The organism is Methylocaldum gracile (genome assembly GCF_053646815.1).
Genome location: NZ_CM132196.1, coordinates 4,476,935 through 4,500,529, shown reverse-complemented (window position 1 = coordinate 4,500,529; position 23,595 = coordinate 4,476,935). Strand labels below are relative to the sequence as shown.

The 23,595-nt window shown below is 60.6% G+C and carries 17 protein-coding genes; 7 read left to right on the top strand and 10 right to left on the bottom strand.

Features of this window, described 5'->3' with window-relative positions; genetic code table 11:
- Positions 1–609: 609 nt before the first annotated feature.
- Positions 610–1,701: a DUF2382 domain-containing protein gene (locus ACWJJK_RS19940; RefSeq protein WP_086134043.1), complete on the bottom strand. Its 1,092-nt coding sequence runs from the start codon at positions 1,699–1,701 to the stop codon at positions 610–612.
- A 53-nt stretch (positions 1,702–1,754) separates the two neighbouring features.
- Positions 1,755–2,396, bottom strand: coding sequence for a YsnF/AvaK domain-containing protein (locus tag ACWJJK_RS19935; RefSeq protein ID WP_454128412.1), 642 nt, complete (start codon positions 2,394–2,396; stop codon positions 1,755–1,757).
- Between the two features lie 347 nt (positions 2,397–2,743).
- On the opposite strand from ACWJJK_RS19935, the gene ACWJJK_RS19930 reads away from it, so the two are divergent.
- Positions 2,744–6,187 carry an HAD-IC family P-type ATPase gene (locus ACWJJK_RS19930; protein WP_434131865.1) on the top strand — a complete coding sequence of 1,148 codons (3,444 nt, stop codon included), beginning with the start codon at positions 2,744–2,746 and terminating at the stop codon, positions 6,185–6,187.
- 337 nt (positions 6,188–6,524) lie between these two features.
- Here the strand turns inward: ACWJJK_RS19930 and ACWJJK_RS19925 are convergent, their stop codons facing one another.
- A complete protein-coding gene (locus ACWJJK_RS19925) occupies positions 6,525–7,973 on the bottom strand; it encodes a sensor domain-containing diguanylate cyclase (RefSeq protein ID WP_156880528.1) in 1,449 nt (482 codons plus the stop codon).
- 315 nt (positions 7,974–8,288) lie between these two features.
- Here ACWJJK_RS19925 and ACWJJK_RS19920 point away from each other — a divergent pair, with 315 nt between their 5' ends.
- Entirely contained in the window at positions 8,289–9,653 is a 1,365-nt protein-coding gene (locus ACWJJK_RS19920; protein WP_347258734.1) for an APC family permease, read from the top strand.
- A gap of 67 nt (positions 9,654–9,720) precedes the next feature.
- A complete protein-coding gene (locus ACWJJK_RS19915) occupies positions 9,721–11,367 on the top strand; it encodes a thiamine pyrophosphate-binding protein (protein WP_156880524.1) in 1,647 nt (548 codons plus the stop codon).
- A 434-nt stretch (positions 11,368–11,801) separates the two neighbouring features.
- Here the strand turns inward: ACWJJK_RS19915 and ACWJJK_RS19910 are convergent, their stop codons facing one another.
- Positions 11,802–12,953, bottom strand: a complete 1,152-nt coding sequence (locus tag ACWJJK_RS19910) for a Glu/Leu/Phe/Val family dehydrogenase (RefSeq protein ID WP_156880522.1) — start codon at positions 12,951–12,953, stop codon at positions 11,802–11,804.
- A gap of 521 nt (positions 12,954–13,474) precedes the next feature.
- On the opposite strand from ACWJJK_RS19910, the gene ACWJJK_RS19905 reads away from it, so the two are divergent.
- Together ACWJJK_RS19905 and ACWJJK_RS19900 are read left to right on the top strand one after the other, a co-directional pair.
- On the top strand, positions 13,475–13,786 hold the full coding sequence (locus ACWJJK_RS19905; protein WP_077729963.1) for a Rieske (2Fe-2S) protein: 312 nt from the start codon (positions 13,475–13,477) through the stop codon (positions 13,784–13,786).
- Between the two features lie 69 nt (positions 13,787–13,855).
- Complete coding sequence (locus ACWJJK_RS19900) at positions 13,856–14,233, top strand: thioredoxin family protein (protein ID WP_156880520.1); 378 nt, start codon at positions 13,856–13,858, stop codon at positions 14,231–14,233.
- A gap of 204 nt (positions 14,234–14,437) precedes the next feature.
- Here ACWJJK_RS19900 and ACWJJK_RS19895 read toward each other — a convergent pair whose 3' ends face one another.
- The 3 genes from ACWJJK_RS19895 to ACWJJK_RS19885 all read right to left on the bottom strand — a co-directional run bounded on the left by ACWJJK_RS19895 (position 14,438) and on the right by ACWJJK_RS19885 (position 15,948).
- Positions 14,438–14,746, bottom strand: a complete 309-nt coding sequence (locus tag ACWJJK_RS19895; RefSeq protein ID WP_077729965.1) for a hypothetical protein — start codon at positions 14,744–14,746, stop codon at positions 14,438–14,440.
- A 43-nt stretch (positions 14,747–14,789) separates the two neighbouring features.
- A complete protein-coding gene (locus ACWJJK_RS19890; RefSeq protein WP_086134049.1) occupies positions 14,790–15,107 on the bottom strand; it encodes a hypothetical protein in 318 nt (105 codons plus the stop codon).
- Between the two features lie 82 nt (positions 15,108–15,189).
- On the bottom strand, positions 15,190–15,948 hold the full coding sequence (locus ACWJJK_RS19885; protein ID WP_156880518.1) for a dienelactone hydrolase family protein: 759 nt from the start codon (positions 15,946–15,948) through the stop codon (positions 15,190–15,192).
- 489 nt (positions 15,949–16,437) lie between these two features.
- Between ACWJJK_RS19885 and ACWJJK_RS19880 the strand changes: the two genes are divergently transcribed.
- Positions 16,438–17,046, top strand: coding sequence for a hypothetical protein (locus tag ACWJJK_RS19880; RefSeq protein ID WP_156880516.1), 609 nt, complete (start codon positions 16,438–16,440; stop codon positions 17,044–17,046).
- Between the two features lie 480 nt (positions 17,047–17,526).
- Here the strand turns inward: ACWJJK_RS19880 and ACWJJK_RS19875 are convergent, their stop codons facing one another.
- The 3 genes from ACWJJK_RS19875 to ACWJJK_RS19865 form a co-directional block, all read right to left on the bottom strand.
- Positions 17,527–18,150, bottom strand: coding sequence for a hypothetical protein (locus tag ACWJJK_RS19875; RefSeq protein ID WP_156880514.1), 624 nt, complete (start codon positions 18,148–18,150; stop codon positions 17,527–17,529).
- Complete coding sequence (locus tag ACWJJK_RS19870; protein WP_156880512.1) at positions 18,102–18,437, bottom strand: hypothetical protein; 336 nt, start codon at positions 18,435–18,437, stop codon at positions 18,102–18,104. The genes ACWJJK_RS19875 and ACWJJK_RS19870 overlap by 49 nt, the downstream gene beginning before the upstream one ends.
- A gap of 389 nt (positions 18,438–18,826) precedes the next feature.
- Positions 18,827–20,185 (bottom strand): SIR2 family NAD-dependent protein deacylase, encoded by a 1,359-nt coding sequence (locus ACWJJK_RS19865; protein WP_454128411.1) that lies wholly within the window; start codon positions 20,183–20,185, stop codon positions 18,827–18,829.
- Positions 20,186–20,731: 546 nt separating this feature from the next.
- Between ACWJJK_RS19865 and ACWJJK_RS19860 the strand changes: the two genes are divergently transcribed.
- Positions 20,732–23,557, top strand: coding sequence for a PAS domain S-box protein (locus ACWJJK_RS19860; RefSeq protein WP_156880508.1), 2,826 nt, complete (start codon positions 20,732–20,734; stop codon positions 23,555–23,557).
- Positions 23,558–23,595: the final 38 nt, after the last annotated feature.

Sequence of the window (23,595 nt, the reverse complement as noted above, 5' to 3'; positions counted from 1 at the left end):
ACGCGCTCATTCTCGTTAACGGCCGCCGGGGCAGGTCGTTGACCGAGCATGGTCGACCTGTTGCTAAGTACATTCCGCAAATATTTGCGGAATCTCGACAGATTGGCTTGATTGGCGGGGTTGTCCTGCAGGTTGCCTATGCCGCAAGACATTCCCTGAATGTACTTAGAGCGTTTTCCATCCCGGTGTACGGATTCGTTCCAGGAGGGGAGAGCGTAGGTCGGCAATCCTTTGCCGACGAAGACGCTCGGCCGGGACGTGGCGTCGGGAAAGGATTCCCGACCTACAGGGTGCTACAGTCGTAGGTCGGTAACCCTTTGCCGACGGGCTTTGTGTCGGAAATCGTCGCCTTGGTGTTCCCGGAGACACCGTTTGCGATTGGAAGGGTCGCGACTAAAGCGACCGTTTGCGATTGGAAGGGTCGCGACTAAAGCGACCGTTTGCGATTGGAAGGGTCGCGACTAAAGCGACCGTTTGCGATTGGGAAGGGATTCCAGGCTGACCGGGCAGCTGTGCTCTCCCCAGTGGAGGAGGCGCTTTCGCGACGCCATCCAGAGGGGAGAGGGCTTTCTCAGGAAATTCCTAAAGGGTTAGGCGAGCCGGATGCATTCAGCGATGACCCCGCGCGCGTTCCCAAGCATAGTGGATCGCGTTTTTCATCTGGTCCCATTTGCTGCTCGGCTGTTTTTTCTCCCACACACGCCGGACATCCGGTTCCAGCGCTGCCCAGTCCTTGCCGGAGTAGGCGGGATCGCTACCCAGCGCGTGGCCGAAGCGGTAGGCGGGCAGGTACCGATCATAAGGCTGTCCCTGATTGCCGAAATGGGTCGAATAGTGCTGGCGAAAATCGGCATCGAAACGCTCGAAGCCGGACGGTGTTTCGGCTGCGCCTCTGCCGAATTCTTCCACGTCGACTTCGGTCCGGCGCAGCGTATCGTGGATGGTCTCGATATGTTCCGTCACGCCTTTGCTGACGGTGACTTCTTCAACCACCCGTGCTTCCTTGGAGGCTACAGCTTCTTCCCCCGTTTCGGTGAGCTCGATGGTGCCTTCCTTGAAGGCTGCCATGTCTGCGTCCGACACGGGACGGTCGACCCGGTGGCGTTCGACGTTGACGTGCTCTTCGCGCAGAGTGATGTCTTCGTCAACCGGCCGCTCCTTGACATGGGTATAGACGCGGACTCCGCCACGCTTGACGGCGCGCTTGCCCACTTTCAGCTCTTCCTCGACGACCGGGATTTTCGCTTCCTCGGCGGTACGCATAGGTTCTGTAGTAGTGCCCGCTTTGCCCATGGTCGGCTGTTGTGTCATGTCGGTCTGCTGCCATTGACCCGCGCGCTCCTCGATATTCACCGCGCCGTGTTCCTCCAGAATCTCTGCAGCACGGTCGGCGTGGCTTTCGTCGGTTTCGACGGTGACCAGGAGGCCGCCGCGGCGTACGCCTTCAGAGTAATAACGGATGTCCTCCGCAGGAAGCCCGATTTCATGCCGGCGCTCTTCCAGCAGCCCGAGCTTGGAAAGGACGAAGCGGAGGCCGGATTCCTTCTGGGCTCCACCGGCTGCGCCTAGCTCGCGCTCGTATTCGACATCGCTGGTCATGACATGAATGTGATCTCGGCCGAAGCCTTCACGCTCGAGGTCGTGCACGACTTTTTCGGCTTCCGATCGGTTATCCAGTAATCCAACCACTGTGTTAATCATGGCTTTCTCCTCGTCCGAACGTTAAAAAATACGATCAAAAACATTGAGGCATCTCAGTTTGAGACTCCAGGCTGTTCAAGGTCCGTCGTCTGTCTCTCCGGAGGAACCCGCTCGACCGACACTTCCTCGCGCCGCAGGGTCACTTGTTGCGGCCGGTGCGATTCCGTTTTGCGTCGGGTCACGTGCAGCTCTTCCTTCAGAATCAGCTGCTTCCGCACTACCAGGGTTTCTTCGAATACGGGAATGATCAGCGTGTCGCCTTCATGCCGGGCGGGCACCGGCTCATCGATAGGACGGTTTACGGCGACCCGCTCGACATGAAGCGTTTCCTGGATTAGTGGATCATCGACCTCTTCGACCCGGGTAGAAATGCGTTTGGTGATGCGCACCCGCCCGGTTTCGATTTTGCGGATTTGCCGTACCAGTCGTTCCTCCGCTACGGGAATGGTCAGCGTTTCGCCGCTTTCCGACGGGTCCCGCCAAGTGGTCATGGCTTCGGCCAAGGTCATGGGCAGAACATAGGTTCCGTCTTCCTGCCGATCGAGGACGTTCACGGGGATCACCAGCCGTTCGCCGCGCTCGAATTGCACTTGCACTACGGCCTGTTCGTTGACGGGAAGGAATGCGGGATCGACAAAACCCGGTAAACCGTCTCTGCTGACGACTACCGCACCGGGTTGGAATGAGCTTTCCATGGCGTACGGCTTAGCTTGAGGTCTCCGATTCGGACTGGTAGGGCGGTGGATTCTGTACACCCGCGAATGCGGATTCGCGCGGCGAGACTAAAGTGATTCCTCTTTGCATCCTGATGTCTCGATTCCTTATCAAGTAACGCCGATGTTTCTATTTGGAAACGGACAGCATCGCGGAGTTCCCCGCGAACCGCCAAGTTCCGACGCTATTTGCACGCGGAGAACCATCCAGGTCTTGTGTCGCGACGGCAACGGTGACATTCGGCGGCATCGACGCCGATAATACGGGGCCAACTATCCAGAATGCCCGGTTCGGCCGGCCGCTTCCTTCCAAAGAGACCGTCACCGCCATGCGTCGCGATATTCCCGCTGTACGAATGAAGGATCTTCCGCATGACCCACGCGGACTGTCCTCTATCGATATCGCCGAACGCAGAAAACGATATGGCCGGAACGACATTCTCGAAATCGCCGGCAGTCCGTGGCTGGAACTGGCGCGCGATACGCTCAAGGACCCCATGATCTGGTTCCTGGTCGGAACCGGTCTCATTTATGCCGTGCTCGGCAGTTATGCCGAGGCGATGACGCTAATGGCGGCCATTCTGCCGTTGCTGGGCATGGATGCCTTTCTGCATCGCCGGACACAGGTATCGACTGAAGGACTCGGCCGGCAGCTTGCTCAGACCGCCCGTGTCGTCCGTGACGGTGCGCTATTGGAAATCTCCGCTTCCGAGCTGGTTCCCGGCGACCGGGTGCGGATCGAGACCGGCGAGGCTTTTCCGGCCGACGGGTTGATCTCCGTCGGGGAGCAATTGCAGGCGGATGAATCGTCTCTGACCGGAGAAGCGTATCCGGTGCCGAAGCACGCTCTCAGAGCAATGCCGCTGCGATTCGACGAATCAGCCTGGATCGACGATGTGCATTGGGGATTCGCCGGTACCCGCCTGTTGACCGGCCAGGCGGAAATGACTGTAGTGTATACGGGCGGGCAAACGCTTTACGGCGAGATCGTCCGTGCCGCGGCCGCCGGCGAACGGGAGCGCACGCCGTTGCAGACCGCCATTTCCAACCTGGTGACGCTCTTGATCGCGGCTGCCGGAGTGCTTTGCCTGATTCTGGCCGGCGTGCGGCTGCATCAAGGCCACGGCTGGGTGGACGCCCTGGTCAGCGCGGCGACCCTCGCGGTGGCGGCTCTTCCCGAAGAGTTTCCGGTGGTATTCACCCTGTTTCTGGGCGTCGGCGTGTATCGGCTGGCGCGGCGGAAGGCGCTGGTCCGGCGCGGCGTATCGGTGGAGAACATCGGTCGCATCACCTGCATCTGTTCCGACAAGACCGGCACGATTACCGAGGGCCGTCTTCGGCTCGAACATCTGGCCCCCGGCGCGGACGTTTCCGAAGATGAACTGCTCCGATGGGCGGCGTTTGCGTCCCGTGCGGAATCCGGCGATCCCATGGATACGGCGATCCTCGAACGCGTTCAGAAACGTGCGATTTCGGCCGCTGCCGATGTCGTGCTCGAGACCTATCCCTACACCGAGCAGCGCCGCCGCGAAACCGTGGTGGTGCGGATCGGCGACAGGATACACGTGGCCAGCAAGGGGGCTCCTGAAGTCTTGCTGGCGCTGGTAAACCTTAGCGAGGTGGAACGGACCGATTGGGCGTCGCGGGTCGACCGCCTGGCCGCCGAAGGCCACAAGGTGCTCGCTTGCGCATGCTGGCATCTGGATGGCGCCTGGAGCGGCGGCGAACCGGACCGCGGCGGCCGGTTCCTGGGATTGCTGGCTTTCGAGGACCCGATCCGGGACGGCGTGATCGAATCGGTGCGGGAATGCCGCGCCGCCGGCATCCGCGTGGTGATGGTCACCGGCGATCACCCGGCGACCGCGGGCGGCGTGGCGCGGCAGATCGGGATGAAGGGCGGCATCGTTCTGGGCGACGAACTGGTCCGCCGTCTCGATGATGGTGCCTCTCTTCGTCCGGATGTCGACGTGGTGGCGCGCGCCCTGCCTACCCAGAAGCTGGCCCTGGTGCGGGCATTGAAGGCGGAAGGCGAGATCGTGGCCGTCACCGGCGACGGCGTGAACGACGTTCCGGCGCTTCAGGCTGCCGATATCGGCATCGCCATGGGTGAGCGCGGTACCCGTAGCGCACGGGAAATCGCTTCCATCGTCCTGCTCAACGACAATTTCGGCACCATCGTGCGGGCCATCGCCGAGGGGCGGCAGCTATTCCGCAATCTCCAGCTCAGCTTCCAATATCTGCTGCTGATCCACATTCCCTTGGTCATTACGGCCACCTTCATTCCGCTGATCGGGCATCCCATCCTGTACTTGCCCGTACATATTGTCTGGCTGGAGACGCTCATCCACCCGACGGCGCTTTTGGTGTTTCAGGAACTGCCGGCGCGCGGGCCGCTACGGCTGGTGCCGAAGCGCCGGGAGGCGCGATTTTTCTCGGGTGGGGAGTGGTTCCTGATCGCCACGATCGGAGCTCTGATCACTGCGCTGATCTTGTGGACCTACGACCGCAGCCTTCTGCCGGGCGGCAGTGTCGAACATGCGCGCGCCATGGCGATGGTGGCGCTGACCTGCGCCAGTGCGGCGGCCACTGCCGTTCTGAGCCGTTTGCGGACGAAGACCGCCTGGCTGATGGTCGTTGCGACCGTCGGATCGTCGCTGGTTCTGGTGCAGACGCCTTGGCTGGCCGCGCGTTTGAGTCTGCAACCCTTACACCGGGACGACTGGCTGATCGCCATGTTCGGCGGGCTGTTATCCGTCGCCGGCCCCATGGTTCTGTACTATGCGGCGAGGCGTCTCGTCCGGGCGGCGGGTAATTTTCTCGCCGGCTATTTTCGTCGCGCCGCTGAGGATGGTCGGAATGAAGTAACCGCTTCGCGATCGCCGGAGGCCCCGCTCACCCGCTATGCCTGGCTATCGATCTTCGCGGCCCTCGTGACGATCGCCTTAAAGACGGTCGCCTATCTCGTGACCGGTTCCGTGGCGCTTCTGTCCGATGCGGCCGAATCCCTGGTGAACCTGTTCGGAGCCGCGGCGGCCTTGGTCGTCCTCACGCTGGCCGCGCGACCGGCCGACGAGAACCATCCGTTCGGGCACGGTAAAGCCGAATATTTCTCCAGCGGTTTCGAGGGCGCGCTGATTGTCGTGGCGGCCGCCGGCATTGCCTGGGCGGCCTGGGATCGCCTGATGCATCCTCAGGCGCTGGCGGCGATCAATCTGGGCATGCTGGTTTCGGTGGCGGCAGCGCTGGTCAATCTGGCGGTGGCCAGGGTGCTGCTGCGGGCGGGACGCCGGTCCGGATCGATCACGCTCGAGGCCGACGGCAAGCATTTGATGACCGACGTCTGGACCACCGGCGCCGTACTGGCAGGGCTGGGCGGAATCGCATTGACCGGGTGGCAATGGCTGGACCCGGCCATCGCGCTTCTGGCGGCCCTCAATATCGTGGTCTCGGGCACCCAGCTCATACTGCGCTCGCTTTCCGGGCTGCTCGGCGCCGCCATACCTCCCGAGGAACGCCATCGCATCGAACGCATTCTCGACAACTACCGGCGGCAAGGCATCCAGTTCCACGACCTCCGCGCCCGCGTCGCCGGCACCCAGCGGCTGATCACCCTGCATGTGCTCGTACCCGGCGCGATGACGGTCCAGGAGGGACACGAACTCCTGGAGCGCATCGAGTCCGATATCCGCGAGGTCATTCCGAATCTCCTCATCGTGACCCATATCGAACCTTTGGAAGACGCGTCTTCCTTTCGCCATGAAATCATCCAATAAGCCGATAGGGAGGCCATGTGCCAACTGCCATGCCGTTTCTGCCGGATTATAGGGTGGTTGTCGGATTGGTTTACGGCCTGTGGGAGCAGGCTTTAGCCCGCGATTGAGCGACGAACGGAAACTGCTCCAGGATGGTAGGTCGGCAATCCTTTGCCGACCGTGTGTCGGAAAGGGATTTCCGACCTACTATGGTGGGTTACGGCGCACGTGAAGCGCAGTGTTCGGCATCGATCGGCGGTATAGTGCGCCTAACCCACCCTACGACCTCCGCGCCATAGGGGCGTAGGTCGGCAATCCTTTGCCGACAGTGTGTCTTACCGTCATCGATCGTTTACATTCAGCCCCAAGCCACCCTGCCGGAACGCTGTTTGACTCGGTACATTTCCATATCGGCATCCTTGAGAATCTGGTCGGGGTCTTCGTTAGTGCCCAGGAACAGCTTGACGCCGATGCTTGCCGAACATTGGTGCCGGATATCGCCCAGGACGTATTCTTGACCCAGCACATTGCGGATATCGTCGGCAAGGGCGGCGGCGTAATTCCGCGCTTTTTCCGCCTCCGGGCCGAGTCCCTCCAGCATCACTATGAATTCATCGCCGCCGAGACGCGCGACCGTGTCGCTTTCCCGGACAGTGCTTTGCAGGCGTCGGGCGACATCCATCAAGAGTTGGTCGCCGATATCGTGGCCGTGATTGTCGTTGAGCTCCTTGAAATTGTTCAGGTCGAGAAACATCACGGCAACATGGGATCTTTGGCGCGCGCTCGCGAGCTGCGCCTGATGAAGGCGATCCAGCAACAAACGGCGATTGGGCAGCCGCGTCAAAGCATCATAAAACGCGAAGTGGCGCAGTTCTTCTTCGAGACGCTTGCGTTCGTCGACTTCCGCGATGAGCATGGCATGGCTTTGTTCGAGTTCGATCGTACGTTCTCGCAGCTGCTCCGAGAGTTGTTCGCGTCGGACGGCGAAGAGCAGCACTTGATGCAAGGCGCCCCCCAACAGGATTCCGACTAGCCAGAAGCCGCCGCGCAGCCAGCCGAAGTGGCCGCCTCGGCCCCAGCCACGGTCGGGCCGCGCTGCCAGTTCCCAGGTTCCGCCCGGTGTAATGACCTCGGCGATAATGGCATCGGTATCGAATAACGAGTCGTCGCCCAGGAAGGTTTCTCCTTCCGAACCGGTGCCGTCCCTGCCTCGCAAGGCAAGCTGTAATCCCCGTACATTGGGCGCTACGCCGACGTGCGCATACAGGCTTTCGATATCGATCACCATGCTGAGCAGCCCCCAATAGTCTCCCTGGGCGCCGAGGAATACCGGAATCCGGTAGATCAGGCCCACGCCGCCCTGCTTCAATTGGGTTGGGCCGGCGAGTCGCGGTTTGCGTTCGCGGATGGCTCGCTCGACGGCGGGCCACTGCTCCTTCACATCCGGGAAGTAGAGTCCAAGCGCCTTGTCGTTACCCTCGAGCGGATAGATGTAGGTCAGGCGATTGCCGGGCGCAAGTCCGATGTTGCGGACATGCCGTCCGTACTCGTAGAGCGTTTTGAGCATCGGTTCGATCACCTCGGGTTCGAGGGTCGAGCGTGTGGTGACATAGGCGATCATGCCCTGCGTCAGAAACAGCGTGGCGTTAAGCTCGCTTTCCAGCGCGGCTCTGAGTTGGCCGACTTCGCTGATGACCTGGCTGCGCTGCTCGCGTTCGGCGTTTTGTCGTTCCAGCCGTACCATATATTCCCCGACTCCGCCGACGCTCAACATCACGACGAGCGTCAGCACGCGAGCCAGTATCATTCGTTTGTGCTGAAGTGCGGCAACGAGCTTCGATTGGACCGTCGAGGGGATCACGAGGACTGCGTTTTTAAGGTGGCGGATAAGTTTACTGCATTTCAACCTGCGCCTTTGTTAAATGGAATTTTAGCAATAACCTGATAACGAGCATGGTAAAACAAGTTTCCCGGTTTTCGGTTCTTAATGCACACTCTATCCGTGAGAAATGCGGATTACTGCCTCGGAGCACCCAGTGCCGCAAGGGAACGATCGGAGCATCGCCGAAACACATTCTCGGGTGCTGTTTTGTGCCGGGGTCCGCTATGGCGAGACGACGAGATGAGCGAGACCGGCGAGCGCACGGTTGAGAGCCGGCCGGCGCTGAAGCGGGCGATAGGTCCCAAGCTGCTGTTCTTCTTCGTGATCGGCGATGTGCTCGGCACCGGCATCTACGCCCTCGTCGGCAGCGTGGCCGGCCAGATCGGGGGAGCGCTGTGGCTGCCATTTCTCGTAGCGTTCGGAGTCGCGTTCCTCACCGCGTTCAGCTACTTGGAGCTGGTCGGCAAATATCCCCGCGCGGCCGGCGCGGCCTTGTACACCCAGCGGGCGTTTAAAATCCCGTTCCTGACCTTCCTGGTCGCCTTCGCCGTGATGAGTTCGGGCATTACGGCCGCCGGGGCGGCGGCTCGCGCATTCGCCGCTACCTACCTCCAGCCGTTCGCTCCCTGGCCGGTGCTGCCGGTGGCGGTCGGTTTTCTCCTCGTTCTCGGGCTGATCAACTTTCGAGGGGTGGCCGAGTCGGTGAAGATCAATATGGTACTGACCGGCGTCGAAATATCGGGCCTTGTGATCGTCATCGCCATAGGCGTGTACGCGGCGGGGAGCGGTCAAGGCGAGCCTAGCCGGCTCCTCGAATTCGACACCGAGGACCGAAACCTGCTGCTCTCGATTTCGGCGGCCACTTCCTTGGCCTTCTTTGCCATGGTCGGATTCGAGGACGCGGTAAACATGGCGGAGGAGTGCCGGGACCCCGCGCGGATTTTCCCGCGGTCGCTGCTATCGGGGCTGATTGCCGCGGCCCTGATTTATGAGCTGGTGGCGCTTACCGCTTCGCTGCTGATTCCGGCCGAGACGCTTTCGGCCGCCAGATCCGATGCGCTTTTGAAGGTGGTCGCCGTGGGTGCGCCGGCGTTTCCGCTGAAGGTATTTGCCGGCATCGGCCTGATTGCGGTGATCAACTCGGCCCTGATCAACATGATGATGGCCAGCCGGCTGCTGTACGGCATGGCGAACGAACGGATTCTGCCGCCGGTGTTCGGCGCCGTGCATCCGACCCGGCGCACGCCATGGGTGTCGATCCTGTTCACCACCGCGATTGCGGTCGCGCTGGTCGTTACGGCTGGCGAGGATGGCGTGAGGAAGCTCGGCGGCACCACGGCCCTGCTCTTGCTGTGCGTTTTCACCGGGGTCAATATCGCCTGTCTGGTGCTGCGCCGGGAGAAAGTCGAGCATGCGCACTTCCGGGCGCCGCCTGGAACGCCCGTGCTTGGCGCGATTTTCTGCGGCTATCTGGCTCTACCGGTACTATCCGGACGGCCGGCCAGCGACTACGCGATCTCGCTCGCGCTGCTGGGCGTCGGCATCGTGTTGTGGGGAGTCAACCGGTGGTGGATCGGCCGGCCGAGGCTGGCCCGGAAACGATGATGGACTTACGGATACGCAATCGGAAGCGGCCAAAACAGTCAAATTTGAAAGTACCGGAGAAATCGTCATGAGCACTGCAAAATCGGATTCTATCGGACAATACCTCCTCAAGCGTCTATACGATGCCGGTGTCAAACATATCTTCGGCGTTCCCGGCGATTATGTGCTCGGCTTCTACGATTTGATGGTCAAAAGCCCGATCCAGCACATCGGCACCACGCGGGAGGACACCGCCGCCTTTGCCGCGGACGGCTATGCTCGCTGCCAGGGCATAGGCGCGCTGGCGGTGACTTACGGCGTGGGAGCGCTGAATACGGTCAACGCGGTCGCCGGTGCCCATGCGGAGTCCTCGCCGGTGGTCGTCATCAGCGGTGCTCCGGGCGTGCGCGAACAGCGAGAAGATCCACTGATTCATCACCGCTTCGGCCCCTTCACGTTTCAGCGCGAGATTTTCGATCGCATCACCTGCGCCACGGTCGTGCTCGATGACCCGGTCATCGCCTTTCGTCAAATCGACCGCGCCATCGCGACCGCCCGCCGGTCGTGCAAACCGGTTTACATCGAGCTCCCGCGCGATCTGGTCATGGCTGAAGGCTATTCGGTGCCGGAAGAGCCGCTCGAAGAGCCTTCGAGCGATGGAGCCGCCTTATCGGAAGCGGTCGCCGAGACCGCGGAGCTCATGACGAAGTCGGTATCGCCGACGATTCTGGCGGGCCTCGAACTGCATCGACGCGGACTTCAGGACGCTCTGGTCGAACTGGTCGAACGGGCACGCTTGCCGGTGGCGGCCACTTTGACCGGCAAGTCGGTGATTGCCGAGCGGCACCCGGCCTATCTCGGCGTCTATGAAGGCGCGATGAGTTCGGAGAACGCGCGTTACATGGTGGAACAATCCGATTTGCTGCTGATGCTGGGCGTCACCTTGAACGACATCGATACCGGCATCTACACCGCGCGTCTCGATCCCCATCGCATCGTGCGCGCGGCTCAAAACGAAGTCGTGATCCGCTATCACCGCTATCCCCGCGTCACCCTGTCGGATTTCGTCATGTCCTTGGCGCGCTCGGTGAAAGCTCGGAGCGAAACCTTCCCGGCGGCGCCCGCCGTGCCTGAAGCGAGCGGGTTTCCCGAACCGAACCGGCCGATGACGATCGCCCGTTTGATCGAACGGCTGAATCGGGCGCTTACCTCCGACATGATCGTGGTCTGCGACGTGGGCGATTGCCTGTTTGCCGCGATCGACCTACAGGTCTACGAGCGGAGCGAGTTCTTGTCCTCCGCTTTCTATACCACGATGGGCTTTGCGGTGCCCGCCGCGCTCGGCGCGCAAATCGCCCGTCCGGATCATCGTGCGCTCATCCTGGTCGGAGACGGCGCGTTTCAAATGACCGGCACCGAGCTTTCGACGCACGTACGCTTCGGCCTGGCTCCCATCGTGGTGGTTTTCAACAATTGCGGTTACAGCACCGAACGGTTCATCCTCGACGGGCCTTTCAACGACATCGGCTGTTGGCGTTTCGACCGGCTGGGCGAGCTTTTCGGTCCGCTGAACGGATACGATGCGCCCGATGAGGAAGCGTTTGAGGAGGCGCTCGTCAAATCGCTCGCAGACCGCGCCACGCCAAGCATCATCAATGTTCGCCTTGCGCCCGATGACAGTTCGTCGGCCATGAGGCGCCTTGCGGAGCATTTGAAATCCAGGGTCAAGGGCTGAAGCTGGGTCAGCGAAAAACGAACCAAACTTGGACTACCCGCTCCTGGCCATCGCTGCTGTTCTGAGCGGCGGCCGGAAAGCGCCTTTGGGTGAAGTAATTCCATTCGGTATTCAAATGAATATTTATTGTAGGGCGGGTTAGCGCAGCGTAACCCGCCGATCCGAGGTCGCTCGAACGATGCGGTTCACTTCGTTCACCACATCCTACGGCTATTATCCTAGAAACGGCAGTTGGACGCACTCGAGTGTGCGGCGGGTGGGTCGACTGGCCAGGCGCGACGACGCGGCAGGGTCGGCCCCTGTTAGAAGGAGCAACGCCGCCAGGCGGCCCGCCCGTCGTGCAATCGGGTGCGTAGCGGTTTCACCCACCAGGTGAGACTGATACCAGACCGAGCGTTCAGGATTCATCGGGCGTTTCTGGTGCATCGAAGCGGTCAACTGCCGCTTCTAGGATTATCATCCGCCGAGGAAAATAAAGACCAGCGCCGGTAAGATATGGCTTTTTTGACCCGTTGCTCGGCGAGCTCCAAAGCGGCGTGCCGCGGAAGAATGGCTTTGGTACTGACGGCCTCCAAGACCTGCTCCGTATTGCTTCGCACTTTTTCCCCAATCGACGAAAATACCATCGCTTGAGTGACGCCGCGATATTCCAGGGCAGCGCATATCACGCCGCCCGCATTGGCGATGAAATCCGGAACGCAGAGCACGTCGTGCTCGTGCAGGAATTTTTCGGCTTCGGGGGTGACGGGGATGTTGGCCCCCTCGACAATCAGTTTGGTGTTGAGACGCGATGCGTTCGCCGCGTTGATCACATCCGGCCGTGCGGCGGGAATCCAGATATCGCATTCCATGTCGATCACGGCGTCCCGGTCCCGTTTCTCCCCGGCCGTAACGTCGGAAACGCTCTTTCCCGTCTTTTTCAGTTCCATCAGAGCCGAGACATCCAGGCCGCGAGGATTGTAAACGGCGCCCCGACTATCGGATGCGCCGACCAAGACTGCCCCGGCTTGCGCCAGAAAGCGCGCCGAGTGCCGGCCGACGGCGCCAAACCCCTGGATCACGACTCGGGCGCCGTCGATCTTCATATTGCAGTAGCGCGCCGCAATTTCCGTGGCCTGATAAATCCCCCAGCCGGTTGCGCCGACTTCATCCAGCGGAATGCCGCCCAGATCGCTGGGCAAACCCGCGGCACGGCCTATTTCGTCTTTCACCCAGGCCATGCAGTTTTCATCGGTACCCATGTCGGGCGCGAAAATATAATCCCTCTCGTTTCTCAAACTCGAGGCGAAAGCGCGGATGAGTCTTTCCTTATCCGGTCCCGGCATTTTGGGATCGCCGAAAATGACGGACTTGGCGCCGCCATGAGGCAAACCGGCGGCCGCGTTTTTGAACGTCATCGCCCGGGCGAGACGAAAGCATTCCGCCACGCTGACATCGGGCGCCATCCTCAATCCCCCGATGGCCGGACCCCTCGCAACATTGTCTACGACCAGAATGCCTTTCAACCCTGCGGAGGGTTCATAAACGTGAATGATCCTGGCGGGACCCAATGCGTCCGCAAACCCAAAAACATCGCTCGCGTTCATCTCGATTCACCGATGTGCCGGTTTGATGCCCAGTCAAGGAGGCCGCGCGGACAGGCCAAGTTCAGGAAATTCTCCGAGCGAAGCCCTGCCTACGCACTACGACCAACTTTATCACTGTTCTGCTTTCTGAATGAGAGGCCTATCGTTCGGCCAAACTCCCGACCGTCCTGCCGGCCTCTTTTTTCGTCACCCTGCATGCGTGCCAGGCGGGAGTAAGGCGCCGCATCATTCAAGAAGATAGTCGTAAGGCTCTGCCGATTTCGGAAAACAGCGATCAGGTTTGTCGGGTTTGTCCAGTTCCGGACATTGCATCGAGGGACGATCGTCCTGAAATCATTGAGAAATTGCCGTTGCAAACCGATGGCATGTTTATCGCTTCCAATACATACGTGCCACAAAAAATCTGGATACCGTGCAAAGAGGCCGCTCCTACGGTGTCGTTGCAGGCATGGTCCTGTCTGAACCGAAAATGGCGCATTTCCATCGACCCCGGCCTGGTTTGAATCATCCGGAGACCCTTTATGGCCTATGAAGACGTTTGCAAACAAAGCCTGATCGGCGAAGGGGAGTTGGTGCCCTGCAAGGTGGGCGACAAAGAGATCGTCATCATGTGGCCGGACGGCGGAGAGCCGAAAGCCTATGAAGCGCGTTGTCCGCATGAAGGCGTTTCCCTGGGGCAGGGCGATTTCAACGGCAGAATTCTTTATTGCATCGCGCATGGATGGGTGTTCGACGGTCGCTGCGGCAAGTCTCTGCAACCTGCCGGATGGCAGATGAAGGAATATCCCATGCGCCTGCAGAACGGCATGGTGCAGGTGGACATCACCGGCTAGCTTTCGCCATCGGTGCAGCGAACCTGCGCCGACCTCTTTCTCCACCCCAACAACCCTGATATTTGAGTCATGGCCATTATCGAAGTCACCGACGACACCTTTCAGCAGCTGATCGAAACCCATCCCATCGTCGTTCTGGATTTCTGGGCAACCTGGTGCGGCCCGTGCCGCGCCTTTGCGCCGGTTTTCGAAGCCGCCTCCGAAAAACACCCCGATTTGTTTTTCGGCAAGATCGATACGGATCAACAACGCCAGCTGTCGCAAGGATTCGATATCCGCTCGGTGCCGACGCTGATGGTGTTGCGAGACAGGATCGTGGTGGTTCGCGAATCCGGCGCATTGCCCGCCAGTTCGCTGGAAAAAGTGATCGAGCATGTCCGGGCGCTGGACATGGATAAGATCCGCGCGGAACTCGACGCTCGGGACAAGGCCGCGGTTTCGGGCTGAGCGCCCGGCTGCATTCTGTTTTATCCGGCCGATCAGTTCGTGGGGCAGGGGATGTCCTGACCGCTTTGGCGCGACCTCTCCCGGTTTCCCGCCACCCCGGCGGTACGCAACTCCCAGTCACAGGAGGAATGAGCACGTACCGGTGGGCTTGCCGGCAGGCAGCACGGGGGCGGCCGGGCTCCGGCGTACGTGATCGGAAAGCCCCTAGGCTGCTTTCCGGCGCAGGGGAACCATCTGTGCGATCACCTGCAATACGGTAAATCCATGGGTCGCGATGTCGACGGCGAGGAGAAAGACATCGGCGTTCTTGGTCGTTCCGGCCAGCTTATCCGCACGCATCACGGCCTCCTGCCCGATCCGCCCGGCGGCAAGAATGTCCTTGAATACCTGGACATCGGGATTGTCGTCGCCGAGCTGGGCGATCAAAGCCTCCGCTCGTCCCTTAAACCAGTCGGGAATGCCGATTTCCGCCCACTCGGGGCCGTTGAAAAACGATCTAAGATTCATGGCCATAACAAAAGTCTCCAAAAATCGAGCACCGGGCCGCGCCCGATGATTAAAACTCCTCATCCCTCGCATGCTCGGCGAGCGCTTTTTCGACGATGTCGCGGCAGCGCAGTAGGCGTTCGTACTCCGCTTTGTCGACTTGAACCCACTCGCCTGACGGAGAGACTTCCGCCGGTGGCGCGACGGCCTGGGCGGCTTCGAATAAAGCCCGTTCCAATTGAAAGATGCGTTCGCTCGCCCGCTCGAGGTAAGGCACCGGATTAGCCTTGATATTGGCTTCATGCAGGGCATCCAGGCACAAGAGCTCCCCGAAGCGCCTTATCGTCTGGCGTGTTCTCTTCCCGAAATTGCGCTCGATGACCGTCATAACCACTCCGACTCTTTCTCAAACTCTCGGCGGGCTCCGAACTCAAGACGCCGAAACTGCTCGGGATTTCGTACCTTTCCCGTTACAGCGGCGGTCCGAGGTCGTCCGAAGCCTGCTTTTTCTTCTTCTCGACTTTCGCCGAGGCGTAGCTTCCCGCGTTCTTCAGGGTGACGGGAGGCGGGCCTTCCAAGTTGTGGGAAATCAGCGTCAAGGTACGCTCGAATGCCTTCTGGGCCGCCGAAGCGTCGTAAGTATCGCGCTCTTCACAGTTGAAGCTATGTCCCGCCGGATAATCGTAAACGCTGACGTCCGGTCTGGCGGAACGGAATTGAACGACCAGCTCGAAAGGGATATACGGATCGAGAGACCCGAAATGCAGCTGCGTCTGAATCTTCCGCTTTCCGTACAAATCCTGGGTCACCCCGCAGGCGTAATAGATGCTGGCGCAAGCCAGCCCCTTCACCATGTTGGCCGCGTGGTAAGCCAGGTAGCCGCCCCAATCGTAGCCGACGATAGCCACCTTGCCGGCACTGGCGACGGCATCGACCGCCGCCTGAATGTCGGCGATGGCGTTCGTCAGTCCTACCTGCCGCGCGAGATCCAGACCCTCGGCAACACCGGCGTCGTCATAGCTCAACTCGACATCTTTTTTTACCCGATCGAAGAGGCTTGGCGCGATGGCCATATAACCCTTCGCCGCGAATGCGTCGGTCACCGTCCGAATGTGCCGGTTGACGCCAAACACCTCGTGAAGCACCACCACCGCACCCTTGGGCGCGTCCGGCGGCTCGGTCCGATAAGCGGAAAATACGTGGCCGTCGGCCGCAGAAATCTCGATCATCGCACACCCCGCAATCTGTCAATCCTCATCGATACCCTTGCGAAGGCCGTCACATCGACACCGTATGGACGAAGCACATTCCGGCAAACGGGACGATTCGGGCCTTTTTGAATAACTAAGCAGTTGTCGCGCCAAACCGTGGTCTGAGTGCGTGAGGCAGATGTTTTCGGTGTGATTAGGGCGGGAGCGGTCAGTCGAGTTTGCCGTTGCGGGACGGAAAAATAAGGCACTACGAGCGGGCGAATGAACGAATTTTATCGCCGCTCCGGCCTCGCCGATGGCTGCGGAATACTGCAACGCAGCGAATTTCCACACAAATAACCTTGTAATTTAGTCGACAATTCTCCACACTTGTGGCGGGTTTGTTCGAACAAAAGAACCTGGCCAGCCGCACACTCGAGCAGGTTGAACTGCCGTTTCCAGGTTGACAGGCTGCGTTACCTTATTCGCTTCACTTGATTGTCGAGGCCAAGTCTCCGTACCGAATTTATGACTGACGAAAACCAAGCGCGCGCCGCCCTGGCGGCCAACCCCTTACCGCCGAACCCGTGGGTACAAGTTACCGATGATGGCATCATCATCAAGGCGGGCTATAGCGACACGCTGCACCGGATGCTGCGCTGGGTTCCGAAGGTGCAATGGGTTCCCGAGAAACGCCACTGGAAGGTGCCCCTGGCCGGCGCCGAGCTGATACGTTCGGTGTTGCCTGAAATCTCGCGCCTGGCCGAGGCCACTCACGAGGAGTTCAGAGAGCCTGCTCCGCCCGCTCAAAAGGAGCCGCCACTCGACGCACGTGCGGATGCGCCAAACCCGTCGACGGGCGATTCCGCCACGCGCGTATTCGATCCCGATGCGTCCGAACGGGACCTTTTTCGCAATGCGGCGCGGTTTCTGTTCGGCAGCGATTGGCAGCGGGACACTGCTCGGGCCTTGGGCCGGGACGAACCGGCACTGGCCTGCTGGCTGGTGGGCGAAAGCGTGGTAGAGGACGATCCTCAAGTCTTGCTGAACGAGATGCTGGCTCTAATGCACCGGCGCGCCGCCGCAATCACCGCCGCGGCGGATCAATTGGCTGAAGCTATCGCGAGGAAAAAGTAAACCGCCTCCGGTGACACCGGAAACGGCAGTTGATCGTTACGGACTTGGTCGCCGATAACATTCTGTTCTATCCGAAAACGATTTCGTAGTAGGGTGGGTTAGGCCGCGCGGCCGTAACCCACCGAGCGACCTCGAATCGGTGGGTTACGCTCCGCTAACCCACCCTACGTAATGTTCACTCGAATGCCGAATGGAATTAGGCGCGTATCGCACGACACCTGCAAAGTTCCTTTGGTGTTTCCGCGCGCCGTAGCCCACCGACCAAGGCCGCGCAACCGGTGGGTTACGGCGCGCGAAGAGTTCCGTGACTGCCGAATGCTTCGTGGGAGTGCGCGCCTAACCCACCCTACACCAGATATACGAATCGGAACATTGTTTTCGGACGCACCTTAAGCACAGGGCAGGGAGCCCGGCGCCCGCGTTATGTTGGCGTGAGCCTGCTTCTCTGCCGCCGCAAGCGCGCGGGCTTCGTCTTTCCTGTCAGCCAGGCTGCATTTCATCGGCATTGGCGACAAATTCGATGCGCGTGACTTCGTCGAATACCTCGTTGGGAATGGTGTGCTCGTACTGGTTTTCATACCAGCTGCGGCAATACGGTAGGAAGATCCTCCCCTGATGGATGTGGTGCAAAACCTTGTCCCCTCGGTAGAGCACGTATTCGACCCCGGTGTTGTCGCCACGGCTGCTCCAATCGTCACCGAACACTTCGAACTGGATGAATAACTTGGAAAACAGGCGGCCCGCTTCGGTCGTCTTGACCGCGGTGACACGGACATTCTGGTAACGACGGGCAACGGCGTCGGTGTCGAGGGTTTGCAGGAACTCCTGCAATTTTCCCTTTTTCACCTGCGTCGTCTCGTCGATGGGAACGCCCAGGTCGTTGAGTCCCATAGTTTTGGCGGGCGCCAGTTCAATCGAAGCGATATGTTTTACTAACGAAGCCATAATCTTGCCTTTAATGTGCCCGTGCGCATTGTCGCTCCCCTCCCTGCTAAGAGAGAGCTCAACATAAACCACTGGATTGTTCGGGAGATGCCGGCCTGATCCGGTTCTTCTCAGCGCGCGGCGACGGTACTCGGAAGCAAGGTGTGAATCGTCGTCCATCCCCTCGGTACCGGGTTGCGCAGGAAAAACGCCGGGTCAGCCATGAAGGTTTGTCGTGGCCGCTCGCTGAACACGCCGCCGATGTCGCATAGCGGAATGACGCGGTCCTGCGGCGGCTGACAGTCAACGCAAACCATCCCCCTTACCACGACAACCCCAGCCTCTACATTTCCCCGCGCGATGATGTCGTGCGGCCAAAACCCGGAGATCATGCCGCCGTCGTTAAGCATCACTTGGGTCGAGAGCCCGTTGTTGATCAATCGAATCAATGAAGTAACGTTATTCATCGCTTTCTACGCAATTCCGTCGGGTTCGACCGGTCGATGGACCAAGACGACCTTTGGCCTTGACCGGGACGGCTTATTATTACCCGCATTTCCCGCCGAGAGTTAGCTGCCGGTGACGCTGATCGCGCTCTTATCGAGCAGCGCACTGTTTCCGAAAACGGCTGATGTCGGCGCGACCCGCCCGAAGCTGAGCGATTGATGATCTTGGAAAAAACGCGAAGCGGCCTCCTGACGAAGACCACGAATGCGAAGATCGGAAATGCCCGCACGCTTTCATGCGCGCCGAAACGCCTGCGATTGGGTGTGTTGATCGCCGGCAACGAGCGCGCATGATCATTCAGCAAGGGCGCACACGGCACCGGCATGTACGCTCGTTACCGAAGCCATCATCACTGCAAGTGCCGGATCAAACCCGGCAATTCCTTGAAATCGTCGAACCATACCGGACGCACGCCGAATTCGAGGTATTTGGCCGATTCCGCCTCGATCTCGTCCGGGGCCGGTTCCTTCCCCTGTCTGTCGTGCGGCCACTTCAGGAGCGCGTAGTGGTAGCGGCCCGGGTATTCCGCGATGACTTCCCGAAGCAGGTCGTTCATCGCGTCATCGGTGAACGAACAACCGATATAGAGCGCGATATGTACCGGATTGGCCAGAAATCCCCGATAAACCGTCTCCAGAATCCTGGATCGCGGACCTTTGTACACCGTCAGGTACTGGGACGTCGAAAAGACAAAGCGGACGTCCGTTATCAAAAAAATGCGTCTGGGCGTGTAGCCGTGCAGATGAAAGACCGGTTGGTGCCACCGGCTGTTGCGGGCCAGTTCGTCGGGGTCGCCTCGAAGCTCATCGCCTTTCATGGCCCAGGCCGCATGCGGGATCTTCTGTTCGGCGAGCGCTTCGGACATGAGGACATCGAAGTTGTAGGTAATGATCGAGCCCCAGCCCGGAAACAGGCCGGGACCGCGCACCGGCACCTCCTGCGCATGCGCCAGTTCGGCGATGGCCCGGTGGGTCTCGCCGGGCTCTTTCGCGCGCGTATAGAGAATCCTGGTGAGCAGGCGAAACAGATGTTGACCGCAAAGGTCGTAACACACTTGCGCCCCCTGCATTAGGGTCTCGACATCGGTGGAAGGGCCTTTGGCCTTCACCTCGGCGAAGATCTTTCGTGCGATTTGCTCCTGCTCCGGCGTAAAGCGCCTCACTTCGCTGACCCGTTGCTCAAAGCGCCAGGTGCCGCTCCCGCCGGTGCGCACGGTGCCGTCGGGAAGGAATTCGATCGGAGCTTGAGGAGGATTGTCGGCGGCGGGCACGGATTCATGGAATTCCAGGCCCTTGTCGAGCGTTTCCTCCAGCATCAAGAGCACCAGATCCGACCAGGACGGCGCACCGGCGCCCATCGAGACTCCGGCTCCCAACACCGGCGACAGCGCGCTCGATCGGCGAATCAGGCGCAGCAGCCCGAGATCGAACTCCCGAATGCGCCATCCGAGCCGGGTCCGGATCTCCTCGATGTAAGGCAGTACCAGACGCACTTCGGAGCGGATATCGGGCAGCGGACGGTTGGATAGCGGATGCTGACTGGCCCGGTAGATCCCGTTGACGTAGGTTTCGAGCTCGAACAGCGCGGCGGCCGGATCGTCGTTGAGAGCAAGCTGTTCCAATCGCGAAAGATCGCCGCCGTGCAGCGCTCTTTGCCAGGCGGCGTGCTGCTCCGAGGGGCGCGGGACCAATGACGGATCTTGCGGCATCTTCGTGTCCTCCGATTGCAGCAATCGCGCATTTGCCGCCCTGACGGGCATGAAAAACGCAATGGTATGAACAGATTGGGGACGGTAGCTCGTCGATGATCCAAAAGCCGAATTTTCGAGTCAAGGATTTTTAGGCGGACTGGGCCAAGAGGAAACGGCCCCGTCCAGCCGGTAATTTGTCGGCTCAACCGAAACAATCGAAACGCCATAAAGAGGCCGCACTCCCATGGCGCGTTTGAGGCTTCGATCCGCGACCTCCAAAGACGTCTTTGCCCGGCCGGGTGGCCGTGCACTCGCCTGTCGGTTCCGTTACCGCGAGCCGTTGACCCTTCCTTCGCTTCGAACCAAATGCGAAAATGCGTTGATTCAAACGGAATACCCTTTCTGTACATTAGGATGAGACTACAACTCCTGCCGGTGCGCCCGTTGAGCCTGGCAAACGCCTGGATATCCAGGGCGTGACGCGGGGAAGATCGGTCTTCCACTCCGCCGAAATCGATCGGTCCATCTGCCTGCCTGCCCCGTAATTACGACCCTGGTAAAGCCGTGTTCGAGTCGCCCCGCCCAAAATTCCTTCACCTTGCCTTATTCCCCGCCGCCTACCTGCTGGGTTCCTGGCTCGGCCATTGGCTGACGCTGCTGCCCGGATCGGGCGTAACCTTGTGGCCGCCGAGCGGTCTCTATCTTGCGGTGCTGTTGTTGAGCGAGAAACGCCATTGGCCTTGGTGGATATTGGCCGGATTGCCCGCCGAAGCGGCCGGCGACCTGTGGCTGTTCCACATTCCGCTTTCCGCCGCTCTTTCCATCTATTTGGGCAATACGCTCGAAGCACTGGTCGGCGCAAGCCTGGTGCGCGGCTGGTGCGGCGCGCCGTTTCAGTTGCGCGGGTTGCGGGAGGTGCTGGTGCTGATCCTCTTCGGCGCGTTGTTGAGCCCCGTCCTCAGCGCGACGTTGGGTGCCGCGATCTTGGCCGCGCTCGGGTGGCAGGCGTTCACCTGGGTTTGGCCGCTCTGGTGGGTCGGCGACGGCGTGGGCGTCCTGATCGTGGCTCCCCTGGTCCTGGAGGTCTTTCAGGCTCGATGGAAATGGCGGGACATCCAAGTCGCTCGCTGGGTTGAAGCCGGGACGATGATCGCCGTGTTCGTCGCTATTGTCCACCTCGTCTTCACCGGCCGATTTCCGTACGGCTACATCATCATGCTGCCCCTGCTGTGGGCCACGCTGCGCTTCGAAATTTTCGGAATGGCGCTGACCATGGCCATCCTGACGGTCATGGCGGTGCGCTACACGGCGGGCGGGCTCGGGCTGTTCGCAAATCCCGACTTCGCTCCCGATGAGCGGCAGTGGCTGGTACAGATGTTCTTGGTCATCGTCGCCTTCTCGGCGCTCGTGGTCGCCGCCCTTACCCGGCAACACCGGCAGGCGCTGTTCAGTTTAGAGCGCGCCTACGGCGAGCTCGAAGCCCGCGTGCTCGAACGTACGGCGGAGGCACGCGAGAACGAGGAGCGGCTACGGCTGTTTATCGAATATGCGCCCGCGGCGGTAGCCATGTTCGACCGTGAAATGCGTTATCTCGCCGTCAGCCGCCGTTGGCTGGACGATTACAGTCTCGAAGGCGAGGTGCGGGGCCGTTCCCATTACGACGTCTTCCCCGAGATTCCCGAGCGCTGGAGAAACGCCCATCGCCGCGCACTGGCCGGCGAAGTCGTTACCGCCGACGAAGACCACTTCGTCCGAACCAATGGAACCGTCCAATGGCAGCGTTGGGAGGTGCGGCCGTGGCGCGGGGCGGATGGCGCCATCGGCGGGATAATCCTTTTTACCGAGGACATCACCGACCGCAAGGTGGCCGAGAACGCGGTGCGCGAGTCGGAAGAGAAATACCGAGCCCTGTTCGAGTCCATAGACCAGGGGTTTTGTACCATCGAAGTGTTGTTCGATGAAAACGAAAAACCCGTGGATTACCGGTTCCTGACCGTCAATCCGGCATTTGAACGCCAGACGGGAATTCCCAACGCGGCCGGCAGACGGATGCGGGAAATCGCCCCTCTGCACGAGGAACACTGGTTCGAGATTTACGGCCGGATCGCCTTGACGGGCGAGCCGATGCGTTTCGAGAACCGCGCGGCGCAGCTCCACCGTTATTACGATGTTTACGCCTTTCGGATCGGCGCGCCGGAGGAACGAAAAGTGGCGATTCTTTTCAACGACATCACCGAGCGCAAGCGCGCCGACGAGGCCCTCCGCGCCAGCGAGCAGCGCTTCCGCGCCATCTTCGAGCATGCGGGGACCGGCATCGCCATCACCGACGAAGAGGGACATGTTCTGAAGTGCAATCCCGCATTTTGCACTCTGCTCGGCTATACCCAGGAGGAACTCGGCCACCTGGTTTTGCCCGACCTGGTGCATCCCGACGACTGTGCCGCCAATTTTTCCGCGCTCCGCCGCCTGCGGGAAGAGGAACTTCCTTACTTCGAAATGGAAAACCGCTACCTGCGCAAGGACGGCCAAACGGTCTGGGTGCGCAAGTTCGTTTCGCTGCTGCGCGAATCGGCGGATGTGCCGGCGCACCTGGTGGCGCTGGTAACCGACATGACCGAGCGCCACCACATGGAGGAAGCCTTGCGCGCTGCCGACCGCCAGAAGGACGAGTTCCTGGCGATGCTGGCGCACGAGCTGAGAAATCCGCTGGCCCCGATCCGCAATGCCCTGTACGTGCTGCAAAGATCCGACGCCGAAGCTGTGGCCAACGAACGCACTCGTGCCATGCTCACGATGATGGAGCGCCAGGTGAACCATTTGGTCCGGCTGGTGGACGATCTCCTGGAAGTGTCCCGCATCACCCGCGGCAAGATCGAGCTCAAGAAGGAACGAGTCGATCTGGCGGTTGTCATCGGTCATGCCGTTGAAACCAATCAGCCGCTCATCCAGGCAAACGACCACGATCTGAGCGTTTCCCTCCCGCCGGAACCCTTGCTTCTCGATGCGGACCCGGTGCGGATTGCCCAGATTTTCGCCAATCTGCTCAACAATGCCACCAAGTACACGCCTGCCGGCGGACACATTCATCTCACGGCGGCGCACATGGGCAACGAGGCCGTCGTCCGCGTCCGCGACACTGGCGTCGGTATTTCGGCCGGGATGTTGCCCCACGTGTTCGATCTTTTCACCCAGGTCGACCGTACCCTCGACCGGTCTCAAGGGGGGCTGGGAATCGGGCTGGCCCTGGTACGCCGCCTGGTCGAGCTGCACGGCGGCCGGGTCGAGGTCCACAGCGAGGGATCGGGACGGGGCAGCGAGTTCGTGGTGTATCTGCCGCTGGCCGCCGCCGCTTCGGCCGACGCCGCGATCTCGGAAGCCGCGGTTCCGTAAGCCAGGCCGTCTCTGCACGAGTCGCCGCGTTGAATCGT